This is a genomic window from Variovorax terrae, assembly GCF_022809125.1.
Lineage (GTDB): Bacteria > Pseudomonadota > Gammaproteobacteria > Burkholderiales > Burkholderiaceae_C > Variovorax_A > Variovorax_A terrae.
The window spans coordinates 222178-240523 of the sequence record NZ_JALGBI010000001.1 but is presented as its reverse complement, the minus strand read 5'-3'; the positions used below and the strand labels follow the sequence as shown (position 1 = coordinate 240523).

Annotated in this window: 22 protein-coding genes; 10 read left to right on the top strand and 12 right to left on the bottom strand. The window is 68.9% G+C overall.

The features are described 5' to 3' along the window. Positions 1–14 precede the first annotated feature (14 nt). Entirely contained in the window at positions 15–731 is a 717-nt protein-coding gene (locus MMF98_RS01130) for an ankyrin repeat domain-containing protein (protein WP_423837543.1), read from the top strand. A gap of 31 nt (positions 732–762) precedes the next feature. On the opposite strand, the gene tyrS is transcribed toward MMF98_RS01130, so the two are convergent. Further along, positions 763–1995: a tyrosine--tRNA ligase gene (tyrS, locus tag MMF98_RS01125; RefSeq protein WP_243303315.1), complete on the bottom strand. Its 1233-nt coding sequence runs from the start codon at positions 1993–1995 to the stop codon at positions 763–765. A 171-nt stretch (positions 1996–2166) separates the two neighbouring features. Between tyrS and MMF98_RS01120 the strand changes: the two genes are divergently transcribed. Together MMF98_RS01120 and MMF98_RS01115 are read left to right on the top strand one after the other, a co-directional pair. Further along, a complete protein-coding gene (locus tag MMF98_RS01120; RefSeq protein ID WP_423837542.1) occupies positions 2167–3519 on the top strand; it encodes a peptidoglycan DD-metalloendopeptidase family protein in 1353 nt (450 codons plus the stop codon). A gap of 33 nt (positions 3520–3552) precedes the next feature. Then, positions 3553–4662: an anhydro-N-acetylmuramic acid kinase gene (locus MMF98_RS01115; RefSeq protein WP_243303312.1), complete on the top strand. Its 1110-nt coding sequence runs from the start codon at positions 3553–3555 to the stop codon at positions 4660–4662. Positions 4663–4680: 18 nt separating this feature from the next. On the opposite strand, the gene mdtD is transcribed toward MMF98_RS01115, so the two are convergent. The 7 genes from mdtD to MMF98_RS01080 form a co-directional block, all read right to left on the bottom strand. Next, positions 4681–6096: a multidrug transporter subunit MdtD gene (gene mdtD, locus MMF98_RS01110; RefSeq protein ID WP_243303310.1), complete on the bottom strand. Its 1416-nt coding sequence runs from the start codon at positions 6094–6096 to the stop codon at positions 4681–4683. 82 nt (positions 6097–6178) lie between these two features. Continuing rightward, a complete protein-coding gene (gene erpA, locus MMF98_RS01105) occupies positions 6179–6544 on the bottom strand; it encodes an iron-sulfur cluster insertion protein ErpA (RefSeq protein ID WP_243303307.1) in 366 nt (121 codons plus the stop codon). A gap of 58 nt (positions 6545–6602) precedes the next feature. Next, on the bottom strand, positions 6603–6998 hold the full coding sequence (locus MMF98_RS01100; protein ID WP_243303306.1) for a bactofilin family protein: 396 nt from the start codon (positions 6996–6998) through the stop codon (positions 6603–6605). Between the two features lie 27 nt (positions 6999–7025). Further along, a complete protein-coding gene (locus tag MMF98_RS01095; RefSeq protein ID WP_243303304.1) occupies positions 7026–7739 on the bottom strand; it encodes a DUF6776 family protein in 714 nt (237 codons plus the stop codon). A 218-nt stretch (positions 7740–7957) separates the two neighbouring features. Continuing rightward, positions 7958–8350, bottom strand: a complete 393-nt coding sequence (rpsI, locus tag MMF98_RS01090; RefSeq protein ID WP_243303301.1) for a 30S ribosomal protein S9 — start codon at positions 8348–8350, stop codon at positions 7958–7960. A gap of 11 nt (positions 8351–8361) precedes the next feature. Continuing rightward, positions 8362–8790: a 50S ribosomal protein L13 gene (rplM, locus tag MMF98_RS01085; protein ID WP_243303293.1), complete on the bottom strand. Its 429-nt coding sequence runs from the start codon at positions 8788–8790 to the stop codon at positions 8362–8364. Between the two features lie 179 nt (positions 8791–8969). After that, positions 8970–9383 (bottom strand): cupin domain-containing protein, encoded by a 414-nt coding sequence (locus MMF98_RS01080; protein ID WP_243303290.1) that lies wholly within the window; start codon positions 9381–9383, stop codon positions 8970–8972. A gap of 115 nt (positions 9384–9498) precedes the next feature. Here MMF98_RS01080 and MMF98_RS01075 point away from each other — a divergent pair, with 115 nt between their 5' ends. The 6 genes from MMF98_RS01075 to paaE all read left to right on the top strand — a co-directional run bounded on the left by MMF98_RS01075 (position 9499) and on the right by paaE (position 14235). Then, complete coding sequence (locus MMF98_RS01075) at positions 9499–10407, top strand: 23S rRNA (adenine(2030)-N(6))-methyltransferase RlmJ (RefSeq protein WP_243303288.1); 909 nt, start codon at positions 9499–9501, stop codon at positions 10405–10407. A gap of 82 nt (positions 10408–10489) precedes the next feature. Next, positions 10490–11521, top strand: a complete 1032-nt coding sequence (gene paaA / locus MMF98_RS01070; protein ID WP_243303286.1) for a 1,2-phenylacetyl-CoA epoxidase subunit PaaA — start codon at positions 10490–10492, stop codon at positions 11519–11521. After that, positions 11518–11811, top strand: coding sequence for a 1,2-phenylacetyl-CoA epoxidase subunit PaaB (gene paaB, locus MMF98_RS01065; protein ID WP_243303282.1), 294 nt, complete (start codon positions 11518–11520; stop codon positions 11809–11811). The genes paaA and paaB overlap by 4 nt, the downstream gene beginning before the upstream one ends. Then, positions 11811–12605 carry a 1,2-phenylacetyl-CoA epoxidase subunit PaaC gene (gene paaC / locus MMF98_RS01060; RefSeq protein ID WP_243303281.1) on the top strand — a complete coding sequence of 265 codons (795 nt, stop codon included), beginning with the start codon at positions 11811–11813 and terminating at the stop codon, positions 12603–12605. The genes paaB and paaC overlap by 1 nt, the downstream gene beginning before the upstream one ends. Continuing rightward, a complete protein-coding gene (paaD, locus tag MMF98_RS01055; RefSeq protein ID WP_243303274.1) occupies positions 12599–13114 on the top strand; it encodes a 1,2-phenylacetyl-CoA epoxidase subunit PaaD in 516 nt (171 codons plus the stop codon). The genes paaC and paaD overlap by 7 nt, the downstream gene beginning before the upstream one ends. Positions 13115–13131: 17 nt before the next feature. Beyond that, complete coding sequence (gene paaE, locus MMF98_RS01050) at positions 13132–14235, top strand: 1,2-phenylacetyl-CoA epoxidase subunit PaaE (protein WP_243303267.1); 1104 nt, start codon at positions 13132–13134, stop codon at positions 14233–14235. A gap of 18 nt (positions 14236–14253) precedes the next feature. On the opposite strand, the gene MMF98_RS01045 is transcribed toward paaE, so the two are convergent. Beyond that, positions 14254–14904 (bottom strand): LysE family translocator, encoded by a 651-nt coding sequence (locus MMF98_RS01045; RefSeq protein ID WP_243303240.1) that lies wholly within the window; start codon positions 14902–14904, stop codon positions 14254–14256. Between the two features lie 102 nt (positions 14905–15006). On the opposite strand from MMF98_RS01045, the gene MMF98_RS01040 reads away from it, so the two are divergent. Then, a complete protein-coding gene (locus MMF98_RS01040) occupies positions 15007–15984 on the top strand; it encodes a helix-turn-helix transcriptional regulator (RefSeq protein WP_243303238.1) in 978 nt (325 codons plus the stop codon). Here MMF98_RS01040 and MMF98_RS01035 read toward each other — a convergent pair. From MMF98_RS01035 to MMF98_RS01025, 3 genes are all read right to left on the bottom strand, one after another. Beyond that, entirely contained in the window at positions 15963–16544 is a 582-nt protein-coding gene (locus MMF98_RS01035; RefSeq protein ID WP_243303235.1) for a hypothetical protein, read from the bottom strand. The two genes, MMF98_RS01040 and MMF98_RS01035, sit on opposite strands and share 22 nt — an antisense overlap. An 82-nt stretch (positions 16545–16626) precedes the next feature. Further along, entirely contained in the window at positions 16627–17460 is an 834-nt protein-coding gene (metF, locus tag MMF98_RS01030; protein ID WP_243303233.1) for a methylenetetrahydrofolate reductase [NAD(P)H], read from the bottom strand. Continuing rightward, complete coding sequence (locus MMF98_RS01025) at positions 17438–18256, bottom strand: TlyA family RNA methyltransferase (RefSeq protein WP_243303232.1); 819 nt, start codon at positions 18254–18256, stop codon at positions 17438–17440. The genes metF and MMF98_RS01025 overlap by 23 nt, the downstream gene beginning before the upstream one ends. Positions 18257–18346: the final 90 nt, after the last annotated feature.

Sequence of the window (18346 nt, the reverse complement as noted above, 5' to 3'; positions counted from 1 at the left end):
CCCGGAGACTGGCCATGTACTCACCCTGTCAGCCCTCACGCCGGCACCACCTGGTGATGGCCGCGGCCTGCGCGCTCGGCGCCCTGGCGGCCTGGCCCGCCGTGGCCCAGGTGGCCCCGAGCGCGGCCGAGGCCGCGAACTACCAGGGGCTGCACGCCGCCGCCCGGCAGGGCGATGTCCCCCGGATCGCGAAGCTCGCCGCCGCCAGGGCGGACCTCAATGCCCGCGACAGCAACGGCCGCACGCCGCTGCACGTGGCGGCGTTCGCACGCCAGCGCGACGCCATCCGCGCGCTGGCCCAGGCCGGGGCCAACCTCAACCTGCTGGACAACGACCGCTACGACGCGGTGACGATCGCCTCCGTCGCCGACGACGAGGACACCCTGCGCCTGCTGCTCTCGCTCGGCGCCAGCGCCGCGCAGACCACCAGCCGCTACGACGGCACCGCGCTGATCGCCGCGGCCCACCTGGGCCACGACGGCGTGGTGCGGCAGCTGATCGCCGCCGGGGCGCCGCTGGACCACGTGAACAACCTGCACTGGACCGCCGTGATCGAGTCCATCGTGCTGGGTGACGGCGGGCCGCGCCATCGGGCCACGCTGCGCGCGCTGGTCGATGCGGGTGCCAGCCTGCGGCTGGCCGACCGGCAGGGCCGCACGCCCTTGCAGCTGGCGCAAGCGCGCGGCTACACGGAGATGGCCGAGCTGCTGGAGCGGGCCGGCGCCAGGTAGCCGACGCACGGCCGCGAGCCGTGCGGAGCGCTCAGGCGAGCGTGACCCGGGCGAACTTGCGCTTGCCCACCTGCACCACATAGGTGCCGGCGGCCAGCTTCAGGCCCTTGTCGCTGACCACGCTGGAGTCCACCCGCACGCCGCCGCCGTCGATCAGGCGGCTGGCCTCGCTGCCGGACGGCGCCAGGCCCGCGGCCTTGAGCAGCGCGGTAATGCCCAGCGGCGCACCGCTGAGCGAGACCTCAGGGATTTCGTCGGGCACGCCGCCCTTGCTGCGGTTGATGAAGTCCTGCTCGGCGGCATCGGCCGCGGCCGCGCTGTGAAAGCGCGCGGTGATCTCCTTGGCCAGCATCACCTTGGCATCCTTGGGGTTGCGCCCACCCTCCACCTCGGCCCGGAGCGCGGCGATCTCGGCCTCGCTCCTGAACGACAGCAGGGTGAACCAGCGCCACATCAGCACATCGGAAATGCTCAGGCACTTGGCGAACATGGTGTTGGCGTCCTCGCTGATGCCGATGTAGTTGTTCTTGGACTTGGACATCTTCTCGACGCCGTCCAGGCCCTCTAGCAGCGGCATGGTCAGGATGCATTGCGGCTCCTGGCCGTACTCCTGCTGCAGGTGGCGCCCCACCAGCAGGTTGAACTTCTGGTCGGTGCCGCCGAGCTCCAGATCGGACTTGAGCGCCACCGAGTCGTAGCCCTGCATCAGCGGGTACAGGAACTCGTGCACGCTGATCGACTGGCCGGTGGTGAAGCGCTTGTGGAAGTCATCGCGCTCCATCATGCGCGCCACCGTGTATTTGGCCGCGAGCTGGATCATGCCGCGCGCGCCCAGCGGATCGCTCCATTCGCTGTTGTAGCGGATCTCGGTTTTCGAGGGGTCCAGCACCAGACTGGCCTGCTTGTAGTAGGTCTCGGCATTGGCGCGGATCTGCTCATGCGTGAGCGGCGGGCGCGTGCTGTTGCGCCCGGATGGGTCGCCGATCAGGCTGGTAAAGTCGCCGATCAGGAAGATCACCTGGTGCCCCAGGTCCTGCAGCTGGCGCATCTTGTTGAGCACCACCGTATGGCCGACGTGGATGTCGGGCGCGGTCGGGTCCAGCCCCAACTTGATGCGCAGCGGCACGCCGGTGGCCTCGGAACGGGCCAGCTTGCGGACCCACTCGTCTTCGGGTATCAGTTCGTCGCAGCCGCGCAGGGAGACGGCCAGGGCCTGCCGAACCGAGTCCGTGACCGGGAATTTTGTAACAACAGCTTGATTCATAAGGGTTTTTTGGGAGGCGGGGTGGCTCGCCCCGATATACTGTCCATCATTTTGCAGCGGCGCCCTATTTTAAGTGGCGCGGTTTTTGCAGCCGAAGGTTGCGTCTCTTACCGCAGGAAACCTGCCCGCGGCGATGTAGGACAAAACCTCACTCTTTCCGGGGACAGATTTTTGAAAAACGGTTTCATTGCCGTTGGGCAGACTTTGCTGACCCAGCTTGCCGACACGATCCAGCGACACCCCAAACGCCTGACCGCCCTGGTCGCCGCCCTCCTGCTGGGCGGCGGCGGCGGCGCTTTTGCCGTGGCGTCCTTCGCGCCCGATCCCTCCGACCTGCCTGTGCGCGAGGTGCTGGAGGCGGTGCAGCCGCTGCCGCTGGTCGAGCAGGCCGAAGCGCTCGACACGCACCGCTTCAACCTCTTTCGCTCGGACCTCACCCGCTCCAGCGACACGGCCGACACCCTGCTCAAGCGGCTTGGCCTGAACGATGCCGCCGCGGCGGCCTTCCTGCGCAATGATGCCAACGCCCGCATCGGCCTGCTGGGCCGCGCGGGCCGCAACGTGACGGTGGAAGCCAGCGACATGAACGAGCTGCTCAAGCTCCAGGCGCGCTGGAGCCCCGACGATGGCGGCAACTTCCAGCGGCTGGTGGTCGAGAAAACCCCGCAGGGCTTTGCTTCGCGCATCGAAACCGCGGCGCTGACGGCCTCGAGCCGGCTGGCGGGCGGCATCATCCGCTCCTCGCTGTTCGCCGCCACCGACGACGCCCGCATTCCCGATGGCGTGGCGGTGCAGCTGGCCGAAATGTTCGCCGGCGACATCGACTTCCACCGCGCGCTGCGCAAGGGCGACCGCTTCTCGGTGGTCTATGAGACGCTGGAAGCCGACGGCGAGCCGCTGCGCACCGGCCGCGTGCTGAGCGCCGAATTCGTGAACGACGGCAAGACCTACCAGGCCATGTGGTTCCAGGAGCCCGGCCAGAAGGGCGCCTACTACACGCTGGACGGCCAGAGCCTGCGCCGCGCCTACCTGACCTCGCCGGTCGCGTTCTCGCGCATCACCAGCGGCTTTGCGATGCGCCTGCATCCCATCATGAACAAGTGGCGCGCCCACACCGGCGTGGACTTCGCCGCCCCCACGGGCACCCCCGCGCGCACCGTGGGCGACGGCGTGGTGGAATTCGCCGGCACGCAGAACGGCTACGGCAACATCGTCATCGTCAAGCACCGCGGCGCCGACAGCACGGCCTACGCCCACCTGAGCCGCATCAACGTGCGGCGCGGCCAGCAGCTCAGCCAGGGCGACATCGTGGGCCTCGTCGGCTCCACCGGCTGGGCCACCGGCCCGCACCTGCACTTCGAATTCCGCGTCAACGGCGTGTACCGCGATCCGATGACGATCGCCCGCCAGACCGAGGCCGTGCCGGTCTCGGCCGCCGCCCGCCCGGCCTTCGACAAGCTGGCCGCGTCGATGCGCGTGCAGCTGTCGTCGGCAGCCACCGTGCAGCAGGCCAGCGCCCAGTAGTCGCTGCGCAGCCCATGCGCTACCATGGGCCGCATGGCTGAGCTTTACATCGGATTGATGTCCGGCACCTCGCTGGACGGCGTGGACGGCGTCCTGGCCGACTTTTCTACCTCGAAACCCACGGTAGTCCGCCACGCATCGGCTCCGTTTGCTATCAATTTGAGAGCAGAACTGCTGGCCCTCAACAGCCCCGGCGACAACGAGCTGCACCGCGAGGCGCTGGCCGCCAATGCGCTGGCGCGCAGCTACGCCGCCGTGGTGCAGGAGCTGCTGGCCTCCGGCGGCGCAGCCCCCGCCCAGGTCCGCGCGATCGGCGCACACGGCCAGACGGTGCGGCATCGCCCGCAGGAATTCGACGGCACCGGCTACACCCTGCAGCTCAACAACCCGGCCCTGCTGGCCGAGCTCACCGGCATCGCCGTGGTGGCCGATTTCCGCAGCCGCGACCTGGCAGCCGGCGGCCAGGGCGCGCCGCTGGCCCCGGCCTTCCATCAGGGCGTGTTCAGCCGGCCCGGCCAGACGGTGGGTGTGCTCAACCTGGGCGGCATCTCCAACCTCAGCGTGCTCGGCGCCGACGGCACGGTGCTCGGCTTCGACTGCGGCCCCGGCAACGGGCTGATGGACCACTGGTGCCAGCAGCACACCGGCCAGCCCTTCGATGCTGGCGGCGCCTGGGCTGCCAGCGGCCAAGTCATCCCGGCGCTGCTGCAAGCCCTGCTGGCCGAGCCCTTCCTCGCCAAGGCGCCGCCCAAGAGCACCGGACGCGACCTGTTCAACCCGTCCTGGCTGCAGTCCCGGCTCGCCGGCTTCGGCACCGCCGCGCCGGCCGATGTGCAGGCCACGCTGGCCGAGTTCACCGCCAGCGCCTGCGTGGCCGACCTCCAGCGCCATGGCAAGGACAGCCAGCTGCTGATTGTCTGCGGCGGCGGCGCGCTCAACACCTACCTGATGCAGCGCCTGCAGGCCGGGCTTCCCGGCGTGGCGGTCGAGTCGTCGCAGGCCCATGGACTGCCGCCCCTGCAGGTCGAGGCGGCCGCTTTCGCGTGGCTGGCCCACCGCACCCTGGGCCACGCCAGCGGCAATCTGGCCAGCGTCACCGGCGCCGCCGGGCCGCGCGTGCTGGGCGCCGTCTACCCGGCCTGAGCGGCGGCCCGGCCGGCCTCAATCGGACAGGTCGGGCGCCTCCCGCGCCGCCGTGACCGCCCGGTCGGCCGGCGAGAGCTGCCAGAAGATCGCGGCCGAGGCGATCGTGATCAGCCCCATGCAGGCAAAGGTGGCCTGGAAGGCGCTCAGCGTCTGGGTCGGCCCGCCGCGCTCGAAATAGGCGGTGAAGGCCGCCAGCACGGCGCCCGCCGCGGCCACCCCCATGCCCATGGCCAGCATCTGCACCATCGACAGCAGGCTGTTGCCGCTGCTGGCCATGCCGTGGTCCAGGTCCTTGAGGGTGATGGTGTTCATGGCCGTGAACTGCAGCGAATTGACCGCCCCGAAGGCCGCGAGCTGAATGATGCGCAGCCACAGCGGCTGGTCCGGCGAGGCCAGCGCGAAGCTGGCCATGCCCAGCCCCACCAGCAAGGTGTTGACCACCAGCACCTGGCGGTAGCCGAAGCGCATGATCAGCGGTGTGGTCAGGCGCTTCATGGACATGCTGGCGAGCGCCACCGGCAGCATCATCATGCCGGCCTGCAGGGGCGAGTAGCCCATCGTCACCTGCAGCAGCAGCGGGATCAGGAACGGCATGCACGAGCTGCCCAGGCGCGAGAACAGGTTGCCCAGCAGCCCGATGCGCAATGTCGGCACGGTGAACAGCTGCGGCGAGAACAGCGGGTCGGGCCGGCGCAGGGCGTGCAGCCAGTAGGCCGCCAGGCTGGCCAGGCCGAAGATCATCAGCACCAGCACGCCGGCCTGGCGCAAGCCCAGCCCCGAGAGCCCGTCCAGCGCCAGCGACAGGGCCACCATGCCGAAGGCCAGCATCAGGTAGCCCGCCAGATCGAAGCGCGTGACGGCCATGCTCGGCGGGCCCGGCATGTAGCGCAGGGTCGCCACGCAGCCGGCCAACCCGACCGGCACGTTGATCAGGAAGATCCAGTGCCATGAGGCCACCTCCACCAGCCAGCCGCCGAGCGTGGGGCCGATCAGCGGCCCGATCAGGCCCGGGATCGCGACGAAGCTCATGGCCTGCAGGAAACGCTCGCGCGGAACGGTCTTGAGCACGGCCAGCCGCCCCACCGGCAGCAGCAGGGCGCCGCCCAGCCCTTGCACCACGCGCGAGGCCACCAGCTGGGTCAGGCTGTGCGACAGCGCGCACAGCACGGAGCCGACGACGAACAGCACGATAGCGCCGATGTAGACGCGGCGCGTGCCAAGGCGGTCGGCGATCCAGCCCGAGGCCGGGATCAGCATGGCCATGGTCAGCGAGTAGGCCACCACCACCGACTGCATGCGCAGCGGGCTTTCGCCGAGGCTGGCGGCCATGGCCGGCAGCGCGGTATTGACGATGGTGGCGTCCAGCGTCTGCATGAAGAAGCCGATGGCCACCAGCCACAGCAGGATCTTGAGGGACTGTTCTTGTTTCATGGCTTGAGGCGGGAAGAGGCGGCTCCCCGGCAAAAAGAAAAAGCCGCCCGAAGGCGGCTCGTGGCGCAGCGGCGGCGCGGGCTCACGCAGAGAAGCTGGAGCCGCAACCGCAGGTGGAGGTGGCGTTCGGATTCTTGATCACGAACTGCGCGCCCTGCAGGTCTTCCTTGTAGTCGATCTCGGCGCCGACCAGGTACTGGTAGCTCATCGCGTCGATCAGCAGCGACACGCCATTCTTGGTCATGGTGGTGTCGTCGTCGTTGGTGATTTCGTCGAAGGTGAAGCCGTACTGGAAGCCGGAGCAGCCGCCGCCCTGCACGAACACGCGCAGCTTGAGATCGGGATTGCCTTCCTCGGCGATCAGGTCGGCCACCTTGGCGGCCGCGCTGTCGGTGAAGACGATGGGGGCGGGCATGTCGGTCTGGATGTTGTCGGCGAGTGCGCTCATGGGGGGCTCCGGTGGGGACTTGGGCCAAATACTACTTCAATTCGCTCGGGAATCGCGCCTAGCCATTGTTTGCCGCCAGCTTGAGTGTGGGCTTTTCCTCGCCCTCGCCCATGGGGCGGAGCTGGCCGGAGATCACGGCCCCCTGGTGCATTTCCAGCGCCTTGTAGTGCACATCGCCCTCGATCCGGGCCTTGGGCTGCAATTCGAGCAGTTCGAAGGCATGGACCGGACCGCGCACCGTGCCGTTGATGATGACGTGATCGGCGTGGATCTCGCCGCTGGCGCTGGCCGACTCCGAGATCACCAGGATGCTGGCGCCCTGGGGGTTGGCGTGAATGTCGCCGACCACTTCGCCGTCCACGCGCAGGCCGTCGGTGAACGTGAAATTACCCTCGATCCGGCTGCCCTGTGCAATCAGGCTCTTGATCGGGGGTTGTTTTTTCTTGCCAAACATCGGTCACTCCTCAACGATAGGGTTGTGTCACAGCTTGATGCCCTGGACCGCGCGGGTGGCGGCACCCTCCATCACCTTGGCGGACACGCTTTTTACCACGGCCTGCGGCGGCAGGTCGATCACCCCCTCCACGCGGCGGTATTGCCTGAACTGCAGCGCCTGCGGGCCGCCGGGCAGCGACATGGTCCAGGGCTTGCCATCCTGGAGGCCGGTCAGCACCAGGTCCAGCCGGCCATTGAACTCCGCCACGTTGCGGCCCGGCTGGATCACCAGCACCTGCCATTTCATCTGGGACCCGGCGCCCCCGCCCATCACCTCGGCCTGCAGGCTGCGGATCGCCAGGCCTTCGCCGCTCGATGGAATGAGCTTCTCGAAGAAGCCGAGATCGTCGCGCAGGGCCCGGTTGTCGGCCTCGAGCTGGCGGATCTGCGCCGCCAGCCGCTCCTGCGCCGCCTTCTCGGTGGTCAGCAGGCTGCCGGAGGTGTTGGCCACCGACTGCGCCTTGTCGCGCGCCTCGCGCAGCTCGGCCACCTCGGTGCGCAATTTGACGAGTTCTTCCTTGGCGTTGACGTCGAGGCCCGCGATGCTCTTGCCGAATTCAAAAGCCCACAGCGCCACCGCCGCGCTGAAGCCCAGCACGATGGCGGCCACGATCCAGCGCACCGGCCAGGGCAGCGCGCTGCGCACGGCCATGCGCGGGGCGCTGATGGTCAGGCGGCGGCGGAGCAGGCGAAATCGCATGGAGCGGGGAGTCTAACAAAGGAAACCCCCAGGCTTCGCGCTGCGCGCTCCGCCTCCCCCCTTCAGGGAAGGGGGCGACGCCAGCGGCCTGGCGGAGCCAGTTCCGCGGCGCCCCCGCTGGAAAAAGGCACGCGCTCCGGGTCATGCGCGGCTCTCAGGCATGAAAAAAACCGCCAGGGCTTTCGCGCTGGCGGTTGTTCGGAAGGCTGTCGCCGTGCTTAACGCTTGGAGAACTGCTTGCGGCGGCGTGCGGAGTGCAGGCCGACCTTCTTGCGCTCGACTTCGCGCGCGTCGCGCGTCACGAAGCCGGCCTGGCTCAGGGCCGGCTTGAGCGTTGCGTCGTAGTCGATCAGGGCACGGGTGATGCCGTGGCGCGTGGCGCCGGCCTGGCCCGATTCGCCACCACCGGCCACATTGACCAGGATGTCGAAGGTTTCGGCGTGGTTGGTCAGCAGCAGGGGCTGCTTGGCGATCATGATCGAGGTTTCGCGGCCGAAGTAGGACTGGATGTCCTTGCCGTTGATCGTGATCTTGCCGGTGCCTTTTTTCAGAAACACGCGGGCGACGCTGGATTTGCGACGGCCGGTGCCATTGTTCCATTCACCAATCATCTCAAGGCTCCTTAGATTTCCAGCACTTTGGGCTGTTGGGCGGTATGCGGATGCTCGGCACCGCCGTATACCTTGAGTTTCTTGATCATGGCGTAGCCGAGCGGGCCCTTGGGCAGCATGCCCTTGACGGCCTTCTCGAGCGCGCGGCCGGGGTGCTGGGCCTGCATGTCGCGGAAGTTGGTGGCACTGATGCCGCCCGGGTAGCCCGAGTGGCGGTAGTACATCTTGTCGAGCGGCTTGGCGCCGGTGACGCGCAGCTGGGCTGCGTTGATGATGACGATGAAGTCACCGGTATCGACGTGAGGCGTGTAAATGGCCTTGTGTTTGCCGCGCAAACGGAGAGCAACTTCGCTGGCTACTCGTCCGAGGACCTTGTCGGTCGCGTCAATCACAAACCACTCGTGCGTCACGTCAGCGGGTTTGGCGCTGAACGTTTTCATGAGTTCTCTTTTACGAGTTGGTTTGGAGGCCCTTTTCCACGGTCGGTGTTCCTCTGGCGGGAATCTCTTAGGTGGGGTTGCACCCTTGCGGATGCCTTCGCCGCGGGGCCAAAAACGCTGCGAAGCCTTCAATTATATGAAACTTGCTCCCGCGTCGTCAAACGAGGCCCCACGAGGACTTATTTGTCCCAGTCGTACAGCGGCTTGCCCTTGTCGACGATGTGCACGGTGAACAGCTTGAGCGACTGCTCGCCCACGATCTTGTAGCCGCCGTGCATGACGTCGCGCAGGTTGAGCACGGGCGAGCCGGCGACCAGGGTCATGGGCTCCTTGCCGGGCACTTGCACCGTCGTGCCCTGGATCACATAGGCCGCCTCCACGCCGTGGTGGATGTGCCGGCCCAGCACTTCGCCTGTTTTGTACTCGCTCACGGAGCTCACCACCTCCATGCCCGGCGCGCCGCTGAGGTCGACGCGGCTGATTTCCTTGCGCGGCTGGAAATCGGGGGCCGGCGCCTGGGCCAGCGCGGCAAGCGGCACCAGCGTCAAGCAGGCACTCAGGGCTGCCAAGCGGCAGTGGGGGATCAGCGTCATGGGGAGCTCCTGTCGAGAGGGGTAAAAAACCAAGTCAACATCTAGAACTTAAAGCTTAATTCAGCGCCAGAAGCCCGACACTGGGGTTTGTACGCCCAGCGCCGATAATCGAGCCATGTTTTCCTACCGCCACGCCTTTCACGCGGGCAACCACGCCGACGTGCTCAAGCACATGACGCTGATTGCCGTCCTGCGCCACATGCTGCAAAAAGATGCAGCCCTGACGGTGCTGGACACCCATGCCGGCGCCGGCCTCTACCGGCTCGACGGCGATTACGCCACCAAGGGCGCAGAAGCCGTGGATGGCGTGCTCAAACTGTTCGCTCTGGCGGCCGGCACACCGGCAACCCCGCTATCCCCGCTGATCCAGGACTACCTCGCCTTGATTGCGGAGTTCAACAAGCCCGGCCGATTGACCGTCTACCCCGGCTCGCCCTTTGTGGCCCAGCGCCTGCTACGCGAGGAAGCGCGCGACAAGCTCAAGCTCTTTGAACTGCATCCGACCGACAGCAAGACGCTGGCCGCCAATATCGCCCAGCTGGAAGCGGGCCGCCAGGTTGCCGTGTCGCGCGAAGACGGCTTCGAGGGCCTGCGCCCCTTTTTGCCGCCGCCGTCCCGGCGGGCCCTGGTGCTGATGGATCCCAGCTACGAAATAAAGAGCGACTACATAAAAGTAAGCGCCTGCATACAAGAATGCCTGGTGCGCTTTCCCACGGGAGCCTACATGGTCTGGTACCCGGTCATTCCGCGCCCGGAGGCGCATGAGCTGCCTCGCCGCCTCAAGACCCTGGCCCGCCAGGCAGGCAAGCCCTGGCTGCATGCCGTTCTCAGTATCGGCCAGGGGCCCGAGATGGACCGCGTGACCTTGCCCGGCGAGCAGGCGCCGCGTCCGGGGCTCACCGCCAGCGGTGTTTTCATCATCAACCCGCCCCACACCCTCAAGGCCGGCCTGGCCGAAGCGCTGCCGCAGCTCAAGAAACTGCTGGGCCGCGACAAACGGGCGTCCTTCACGCTGGAAAGCTGAGGCGCCAATTAACCGACCAATTGGTCGGTTAATTGGTATACTGCCACCCAAGCCGCCCTCCTTGCGGCGCGGAGACTCACGCATGTATACGCAGTCGCTCGATATTCCGGACCCGTCTTCCGCTACCGCCCCGAGCGGGCTGCGGCCCGTTCCCGAGCCTGTGAGCGCGGAGACCGCCGCGCTGCAGGCGCGCTTTGACGCCGCGATCGACGCCGACCGCAAGATCGAGCCGCGCGACTGGATGCCCGAGGCCTACCGCAGGACGCTGGTGCGCCAGATCAGCCAGCACGCGCACAGCGAGATCGTGGGCATGCTGCCCGAGGGCAACTGGATCAGCCGCGCCCCCAGCCTCAAGCGCAAGGCCATCCTGCTGGCCAAGGTGCAGGACGAGGGCGGCCACGGCCTGTACCTCTACAGCGCGGCCGAGACCCTGGGCACCAGCCGCGACCAGATGCTCGATGCGCTGCATGCGGGCAAGGCCAAGTACAGCTCGATCTTCAACTACCCCACCCTCACCTGGGCCGACGTGGGCGTGATCGGCTGGCTGGTGGACGGCGCGGCCATCATGAACCAGGTACCGATCTGCCGCTGCTCCTACGGCCCCTATGCGCGCGCCATGATCCGCATCTGCAAGGAGGAGAGCTTCCACCAGCGCCAGGGCTTCGAGAGCCTGATGGCGCAGATGCAGGGCACGGCGGCGCAGCGCGAGATGGTGCAGGACGCGGTGAACCGCTGGTGGTGGCCGGTACTGGCGATGTTCGGCCCGCCCGACGCCGACAGCCCCAACAGCGCGCAGGGCATGCGCTGGGGCATCAAGCGCATCTCCAACGACGAGCTGCGCCAGAAATTCGTGGACGCCACGGTGCCGCAGGCGAAGATCCTCGGCGTGACCCTGCCCGACCCCGAGCTGAAGTGGAACGAGGCCACGCAGCGCCACGACTATGGCGCGATCGACTGGGACGAGTTCTGGGCCACCGTCAACGGCAACGGCCCCTGCAACAAGGAGCGCCTGGCCACCCGCGTCAAGGCGCACGAGGACGGCCAATGGGTGCGCGACGCCGCGCTGGCCCACGCCGCCAAGCAACGGACACGCACCCTGAAGGAGGCCGCATGAGCACCGCGCAGAACGAATGGCCTCTCTGGGAAGTCTTTATAAGATCCAAGCAGGGCCTGGAACACAAGCACTGCGGCAGCCTGCACGCGGTGGACGCGCAGCAGGCGCTGCAGATGGCGCGCGACGTCTACACCCGGCGCCAGGAGGGTGTGAGCCTGTGGGTCGTGCCCTCGGCCGCCATCACCGCGAGCGACCCCGACGACAAGGCCGAGTTCTTCGAGCCCATGGGCGACAAGATCTACCGCCATCCCACGTTCTACGAGATTCCCGACGACATCGGGCACATGTGATGCACGCGCACGTCGACTACCTGCTGCACCTGGCCGACAACGCCCTGGTGCTGGGCCAGCGCAACGCCGAATGGTGCGGCCATGGCCCGGTGCTGGAAGAGGACATCGCGCTGGCCAACATCAGCCTCGACCTGATCGGCCAGGCCCGCCTGCTCTACCAGCACGCCGCCGCGCTGATGAACGATGGCGCCACCGAGCCCGTGACCGAGGACACCCTCGCCTACTTCCGCGACGCGCACGAATTCCGCAACTACACCCTGCTGGAGCTGCCGCACCACGGCCCGCTGGCCGGCACCGCCGCCACCGGGCGCGACTACGCCACCACCATCGTGCGCAACTTCCTCTACAGCGCGCTGATGGTGCAGTTGTGGGAGGCGCTGCAGCGCTCGGCCGACCCGCAGCTCGCCGCCATCGCCGCCAAGTCGGCCAAGGAAGTGCGCTACCACCTGCGCCACGCGCGCGGCTGGCTGGTGCGGCTGGGCGACGGCACGGCCGAGTCGCACGCGCGCACGCAGGCCGCGCTCGACCACCTGATGCCCTACACCCAGGAGTTCTGGACCGTCTCGCCGGCCGAAGCCGAGGCCTGCGCCCATGGCGCCGGGGCCGCCGCCGCGGCGTTGCGCCCGGCCTGGGACGAGGCGGTGGACGAGGCGCTGCGCGAGGCCACGCTGCGGCGGCCCGCGCCGGGCGGCCACCTGCCGCGCGGCAAGGAAGGCCTGCACTCCGAGCACCTGAGCTACCTGCTGGGCGAGCTGCAGGGCCTGGCGCGCCAGCACCCGGAGGCCGCGTGGTGAACGCCGTCGCCCAGGCCTGGGCCGCGCTCGAGGCCGTGCCCGACCCCGAGATCCCCGTGGTGTCGATCCGCGAACTCGGCATCCTGCGCGAGGTGCGCCCGGACGGCGACGGCCTGGAGGTCGTCATCACGCCCACCTACAGCGGCTGCCCCGCCATGGATCAGATCGGCGACGACATCCGCGCCACGCTGGCGCGCGAGGGCCTGAGCGCGCGCATCACGACGCAGCTCGCACCGGCCTGGACCACCGACTGGATCAGCGACGCGGCCCGCGACAAGCTGCGCGCCTATGGCATCGCGCCGCCGCACGCCGTCGCTGCGCCGCAGGCCGGCCACGTGATCCGGTTTGCTCCTAAAAAGAGCACATCCGATGGCCCGCCGGCGCCGACCTGCCCGCATTGCGGCTCTCCAAACACGACCGAGACCTCGCATTTCAGCTCGACCGCCTGCAAGGCGCTGCACAAATGCCTGGACTGCCTGGAGCCGTTCGACTACTTCAAGCCCTACTGAGAGACAGAGCCCGCTCGATGTCCACGCCCCACTTCCATCCGCTGCCCGTCAAGCGCGTCACGCCCGACGCCGCCGGCTCGGCCGCCATCACCTTCGCGGTGCCGCCCGCGCTGCGCGACACCTTCGACTTCCGGCCCGGCCAGTTCCTCACGCTGCGCGCCACCATCGACGGCGCGGCCGTGCGGCGCAGCTACTCGATCTGCAGCCCCAAGGCGCGCTACACCCGGCTGCAGGAAATCGAGGTCGGCATCAAGCCGGTGGCGGATGGCGTGTTCTCGCGCTGGGCCGTGGCCCGGCTCAAGCCTGGCGATACGCTGGACGTGATGCCGCCCGAAGGCCGCTTCACGCCGCGCGCGCCCGGCGCGCGCCACCGCGTGGGTTTTGCCGCGGGCTCGGGCATCACGCCGCTGCTGAGCATCATCGCCAGCACGCTGGCCGACGAGGCGGACTCGCGCTTCACCCTGGTCTACGGCAACCAGCGTGTGAACACCATCATGTTCAACGAAACGCTGCAGGATCTGAAGGACAAGTACCCCGCGCGCCTCACGCTGATCCACCTGCTGTCGCGCCAGCCGCAGGAGGTGGCCCTGCTCAACGGCCGGATCGACGAGGCCAAGGTGGCCGAGCTGCTGGCCGGCGTGCTGCCGGCCGCCGGCATCGACGAGGCCTTCCTGTGCGGGCCCGAGGGCATGATCGCCGCCGCCGAACGCGCGCTGCTCGCGGCCGGGCTGCCGAAGGAGCGCGTGCACAGCGAGCGCTTCTTCTCGGCAGACAGTCCGGTTGCTACCAAAACCATAGCAAACAATGACCGGGCGACAAGGACCTCCGCCCCCAAACAGCATGAAGTGGCGCTGGACGTGGTGATGGACGGCAAGACCCACCACTTCCGCATGGGCGCGCAGGAGCGCGTGCTCGACGTCGCGCTCGAAGGCGGGCTGGACCTGCCCTACTCCTGCAAGGGCGGCGTCTGCTGTACCTGCCGCGCCAAGGTGCTCGAAGGCCGGGTCGAGATGGCGAAGAACTTCACGCTCGAGCCCTGGGAGATCGACCAGGGCTTCGTGCTGACCTGCCAGGCCCGCCCGCTCACGCCGCGCGTGGTGGTGAGCTACGACGAGCGCTGACGCCGCGCCCCCGCGCGCTCAGAGCGCGCGCCAGCCCTCCAGCGCCGTCCACGCCGCCGCCAGCACCAGCACGCCGCCCACGGAGCGGGCCAGCACGAGATTGCCGGCCGGGCTGCCCTCCAGCCAGCGGCGCGCGCCGCCCGCGCCCAGCGGCACGGCGCCATAGACCGCGGCCTGCGTGAGCGCGATGATCAGCCCCAGCAGCCCCGCCTGCTGCCAGACCGGGCCGCCCTCGGGGCGCACGAACTGCGGAAACACCGCGAGCATGAACACATAGGCCTTGGGGTTCATGAGGCAGGTCAGCATGGCGCGGCCGAAGGTGGCCGGCAGCGGGCGCGACGCGGTTTTCACCGCGCCGTCGAAGGCCGACGCGCTGCGCAGCAGGCCCCAGCCGATCCAGGCGATGTAGAGCACGCCGGCCACCAGCAGCGCATTGAAGGCCGCCGGAAACAGCTTGAGCACCACGCCCACCCCCAGCGCGCCCATGGCCGTGTGGCAGGCGCCTCCCGCCACGATGCCCGCCACCGCGCACAGGCCCGAGCGGCGCCCGTCCACCAGCGAGCTGGCCATGACGAACGCCATGTCCAGCCCCGGCAGCACGATCACGCCGAGCAGGATGATGAAAAACAGCCACAGCTGCGACAGGTGCAGCCCAGCCAATACGTCCATGGGAATCTCCTTGCGGTGGCGGGCCGCCAGCCGGCCCGTGGCAGGCGACTGTACGAGTCAATCAGGACATAATCAGCCCTGATTCAGGAATAAACTGCCCCCATGTACTCGCCCACCACCCGCGTGCTCACGGTGCTCGAACTGCTGCAGGCCCATGGCGCGCTCAGCGGCCCCGAGCTGGCGCGCCGGCTCGAGGTGGATGGCCGCACGCTGCGCCGCTACATCGCGCGGCTGGAAGACCTCGGCATTCCCGTGGTGGCCGAGCGCGGGCGCTACGGCGCCTACCGCCTGATGCCGGGCTTCAAGCTGCCGCCGATGATGTTCACCGACGACGAGGCGCTGGCCCTGTCGATGGGACTGCTGGCCGTGCGCGGCCTGGGCCTGGCCGACGCCGCCCCCGCGGTGCAGAGCGCGCAGGCCAAGCTCGAGCGCGTGATGCCCGAGCCACTGCGCCGGCGCGTGCGCGCGCTGGGCGAGACCGTGCGGCTGGACCTGTCGCAGCCCGAGCCGGCGGCCGACAACGCCGTGCTGCTGGCGCTCAGCGCCGCGGCCCATGAGCACCAACGCGTGCGCCTGGCCTACCGCTCGGCGCAGGGCGAGGCCAGCCAGCGCGAGGTCGATCCCTACGGCCTGGCCTGGCGCGCCGGGCGCTGGTACATGGCGGGCTGGTGCCACCTGCGCGGCGGCCTGCGCTCGTTCCGGCTCGACCGGGTGCAGCAGGTCGAGCCGCTGCAGGCGCACTTCAGCGCCCCGGCCGATTTCGACGCCGTGCGCCATGTGGCGCTGGGCATCGCGAGCCTGCCGCGCGCCATCGGCATCCAGGTCCTGCTCAAGACCGACCTGCCGACGGCGCGCGAGGAGCTGTTCGACGCCATCGGCCTGTTCCAGCCCTGCGAGGGCGGCGTGCTACTGCACAGCCAGGCCGACGACCTGGACTGGTACGCGCGCCAGCTCGCGCGGCTGTCGTTCGAGGTGGAAGTGCGGCAGCCGGACGAGCTGCACGCGGCGCTGCGCCGCTGCGCGCAGCGGCTGCTGCAGTGGGCCGAGGCCGGCCAGCCTCAGCCGCAGCGGGCGTGGTAGTTGTCCTCGAAGCGCTTGAGCTCGTTGCGCTCGCCCTCAGTGAGGTCGGTGCGGGCGCGCTTGGTCACCAGGATGCGCTTGGACTCGCCGCACTGCTGTTCGCGCAGGCTGGCGCGGTCCCGTTCGAGCTTCTCGGCCTGCCGGGCCTCGCCGCGCTGCTGCAGCTGGTCGCGCCGGTCCTGCCCGAGGCGGGCCGAGGCCTCGCTCTCGTTCTCGGCGCACTCGCGCCGGTAGTTCTTCTGCATCTCGGCCACCGTCTCGGACTTGAGCCCGCGCACCTGGGCCGTGCGGATCGCGTCATGCAGCGAGCTGCAGCGCGCACTCATGTACTTGAGATGGGCCGGCGCCTCGCCGACCTTCGGGATCGGCGCCTCGTAGCGCGGCGCGATGCCGGGGCCTTCCGTCGGCCCGTAATAGACCATGCCGCCGCTGTTGCAGGGCCGGTCGGACACCGTGGCGCCGCCGCGGCCATTGCTGCAGACATAGCGGCTCTGCGCCTGCGCCGCCGCCATGGCCACCAGCAGCGCGAGCGCGCCGCAGATCGCAAAAGACTTGTGCATTCCTCGCTCCCTCCCGGTCCTCATCCCGGCAAACGTTTGGATTACAAATGGTAACCCAGGCGGAATGCCTCAGAGCCGTGGATCAGCCGGCCAGCCCCAGGCGGCGGCAGATCTCCAGCGTGGCCGGCGCCTGGTTCATGGTGTAGAAGTGCAGGCCCGGCGCGCCGCCGCGGCGCAGCTGTTCGCACAGGCCGGTGACCACGTCCAGGCCGAAGGCCTTGATGGAAGCCGTGTCGTCGCCGAAGCTCTGCAGGCGCAGCCGGATCCAGCGCGGGATCTCGGCGCCGCAGGCGTCGGAAAAGCGCATGAGCTGGGTGGAGCTGGTGATCGGCATGACGCCGGGCACCACGGGCACCTGAAGGCCAAGCCGGCGCGTGTCGTCCACGAAGCGGAAGTACGCGTCGGCGCTGTAGAAATACTGCGTGATGGCGGAGTCGGCGCCGGCCTTCACCTTGGCCGCATAGGCCTGCAGGTCGGCCTCGGGCGACCTGGCCTGGGGATGGACCTCGGGGTAGCAGGCCACCTCGATGCGGAAGCCGCCGTTGCTCTCGGCCCGGATGAAGGCCACCAGGTCGCTCGCGTAGTGGAACTCGCCGCCCGCGCCGTAGCCGCTGGGCAGGTCGCCGCGCAGCGCCACCAGGCGCTTGACGCCCATGGCCTTGAGCGTGGCGAGCTGCTCGCGCACCGTGTCGCGCGTGGCGCCGATGCACGAGAAATGCGAGGCCGCGTCCACGCCCTCGGCCAGGATCTCGCCGACCGTGCCGAAGGTTCCCTCCTGCGTCGAGCCGCCCGCGCCGTAGGTGACGGAGCAGAACTCGGGCTCGAGCGCGTAGAGCTGCTGGCGCGCCACGCGCAGCTTGGCCGCGCCCTCGGGCGTCTTGGGCGGGAAGAATTCAAGACTGATGGGAAGACGCATGGCTTCCTCCTTGTGAATGGGTTGCGTACACAAAAAACTCGCGGTTGCCGTCGCCGCCGCTGATGGCGCTGTCGTACCAGCCCCGCACCTGCAGCCCGAGCGCGGCGCAGCAGCCGCGCAGGCGCTGCTCGACTTCGGCATACAGCGCCGCGTCCTTCACCAGGCCGCCCTTGCCGATCTGCGCGGGCTGCAGCTCGAACTGCGGCTTGACCAGCATCAGCAGCGCGCCGCCGGGGGCCAGCAGCGGCGCCAGCGCCGGCAGCACCAGCGTGAGCGAGATGAAGGACAGATCGCCGGTCACCAGCCCGAATTGGGCATCAAACTGGCCCGATGTCCTTGTCGCCTGGTCATAGTTTGCTATCAAAATCGAAGCGCTCAGCTCCCGCGCGTTGATTTTCTCGAGGCACACCACGCGCGCATCGGCGCGCAGCCGGGGATGGAGCTGGCCGTGGCCCACGTCCACCCCCACCACGCGCGCCGCGCCCTGCTGCAGCAGGCAGTCGGTGAAGCCGCCGGTGGACTGGCCCACGTCCAGGCAGGTCCGGCCCGACACCGCCAGCCCGGCCGCGGCCAGCGCCCCTTCGAGCTTGAGCCCGCCGCGCGAGACGTAGCGCGCCTCGGCCGTGTCGAGCAGTTGCAGCTCGGCCAGCGCGGGCAGCTCGTCGCCGTTCTTGGCCACGGGCTTCCACGCCCCGGCCGGCACGGCGCGCCACTGCACGCCCGAGGCGATCAGGCGCTGGGCTTGCGAGCGCGACGCGGCCAGGCCGCGTTCGACGAGGAGTTGATCAGCACGCACAGCAGGTCCAGAGGCCTGCTGCGTGACCCGATCTCTCGCGGGAGACACCGTCGGACCGGCTTTGCCGGACGACCGGTGTCGCCCCCTTGA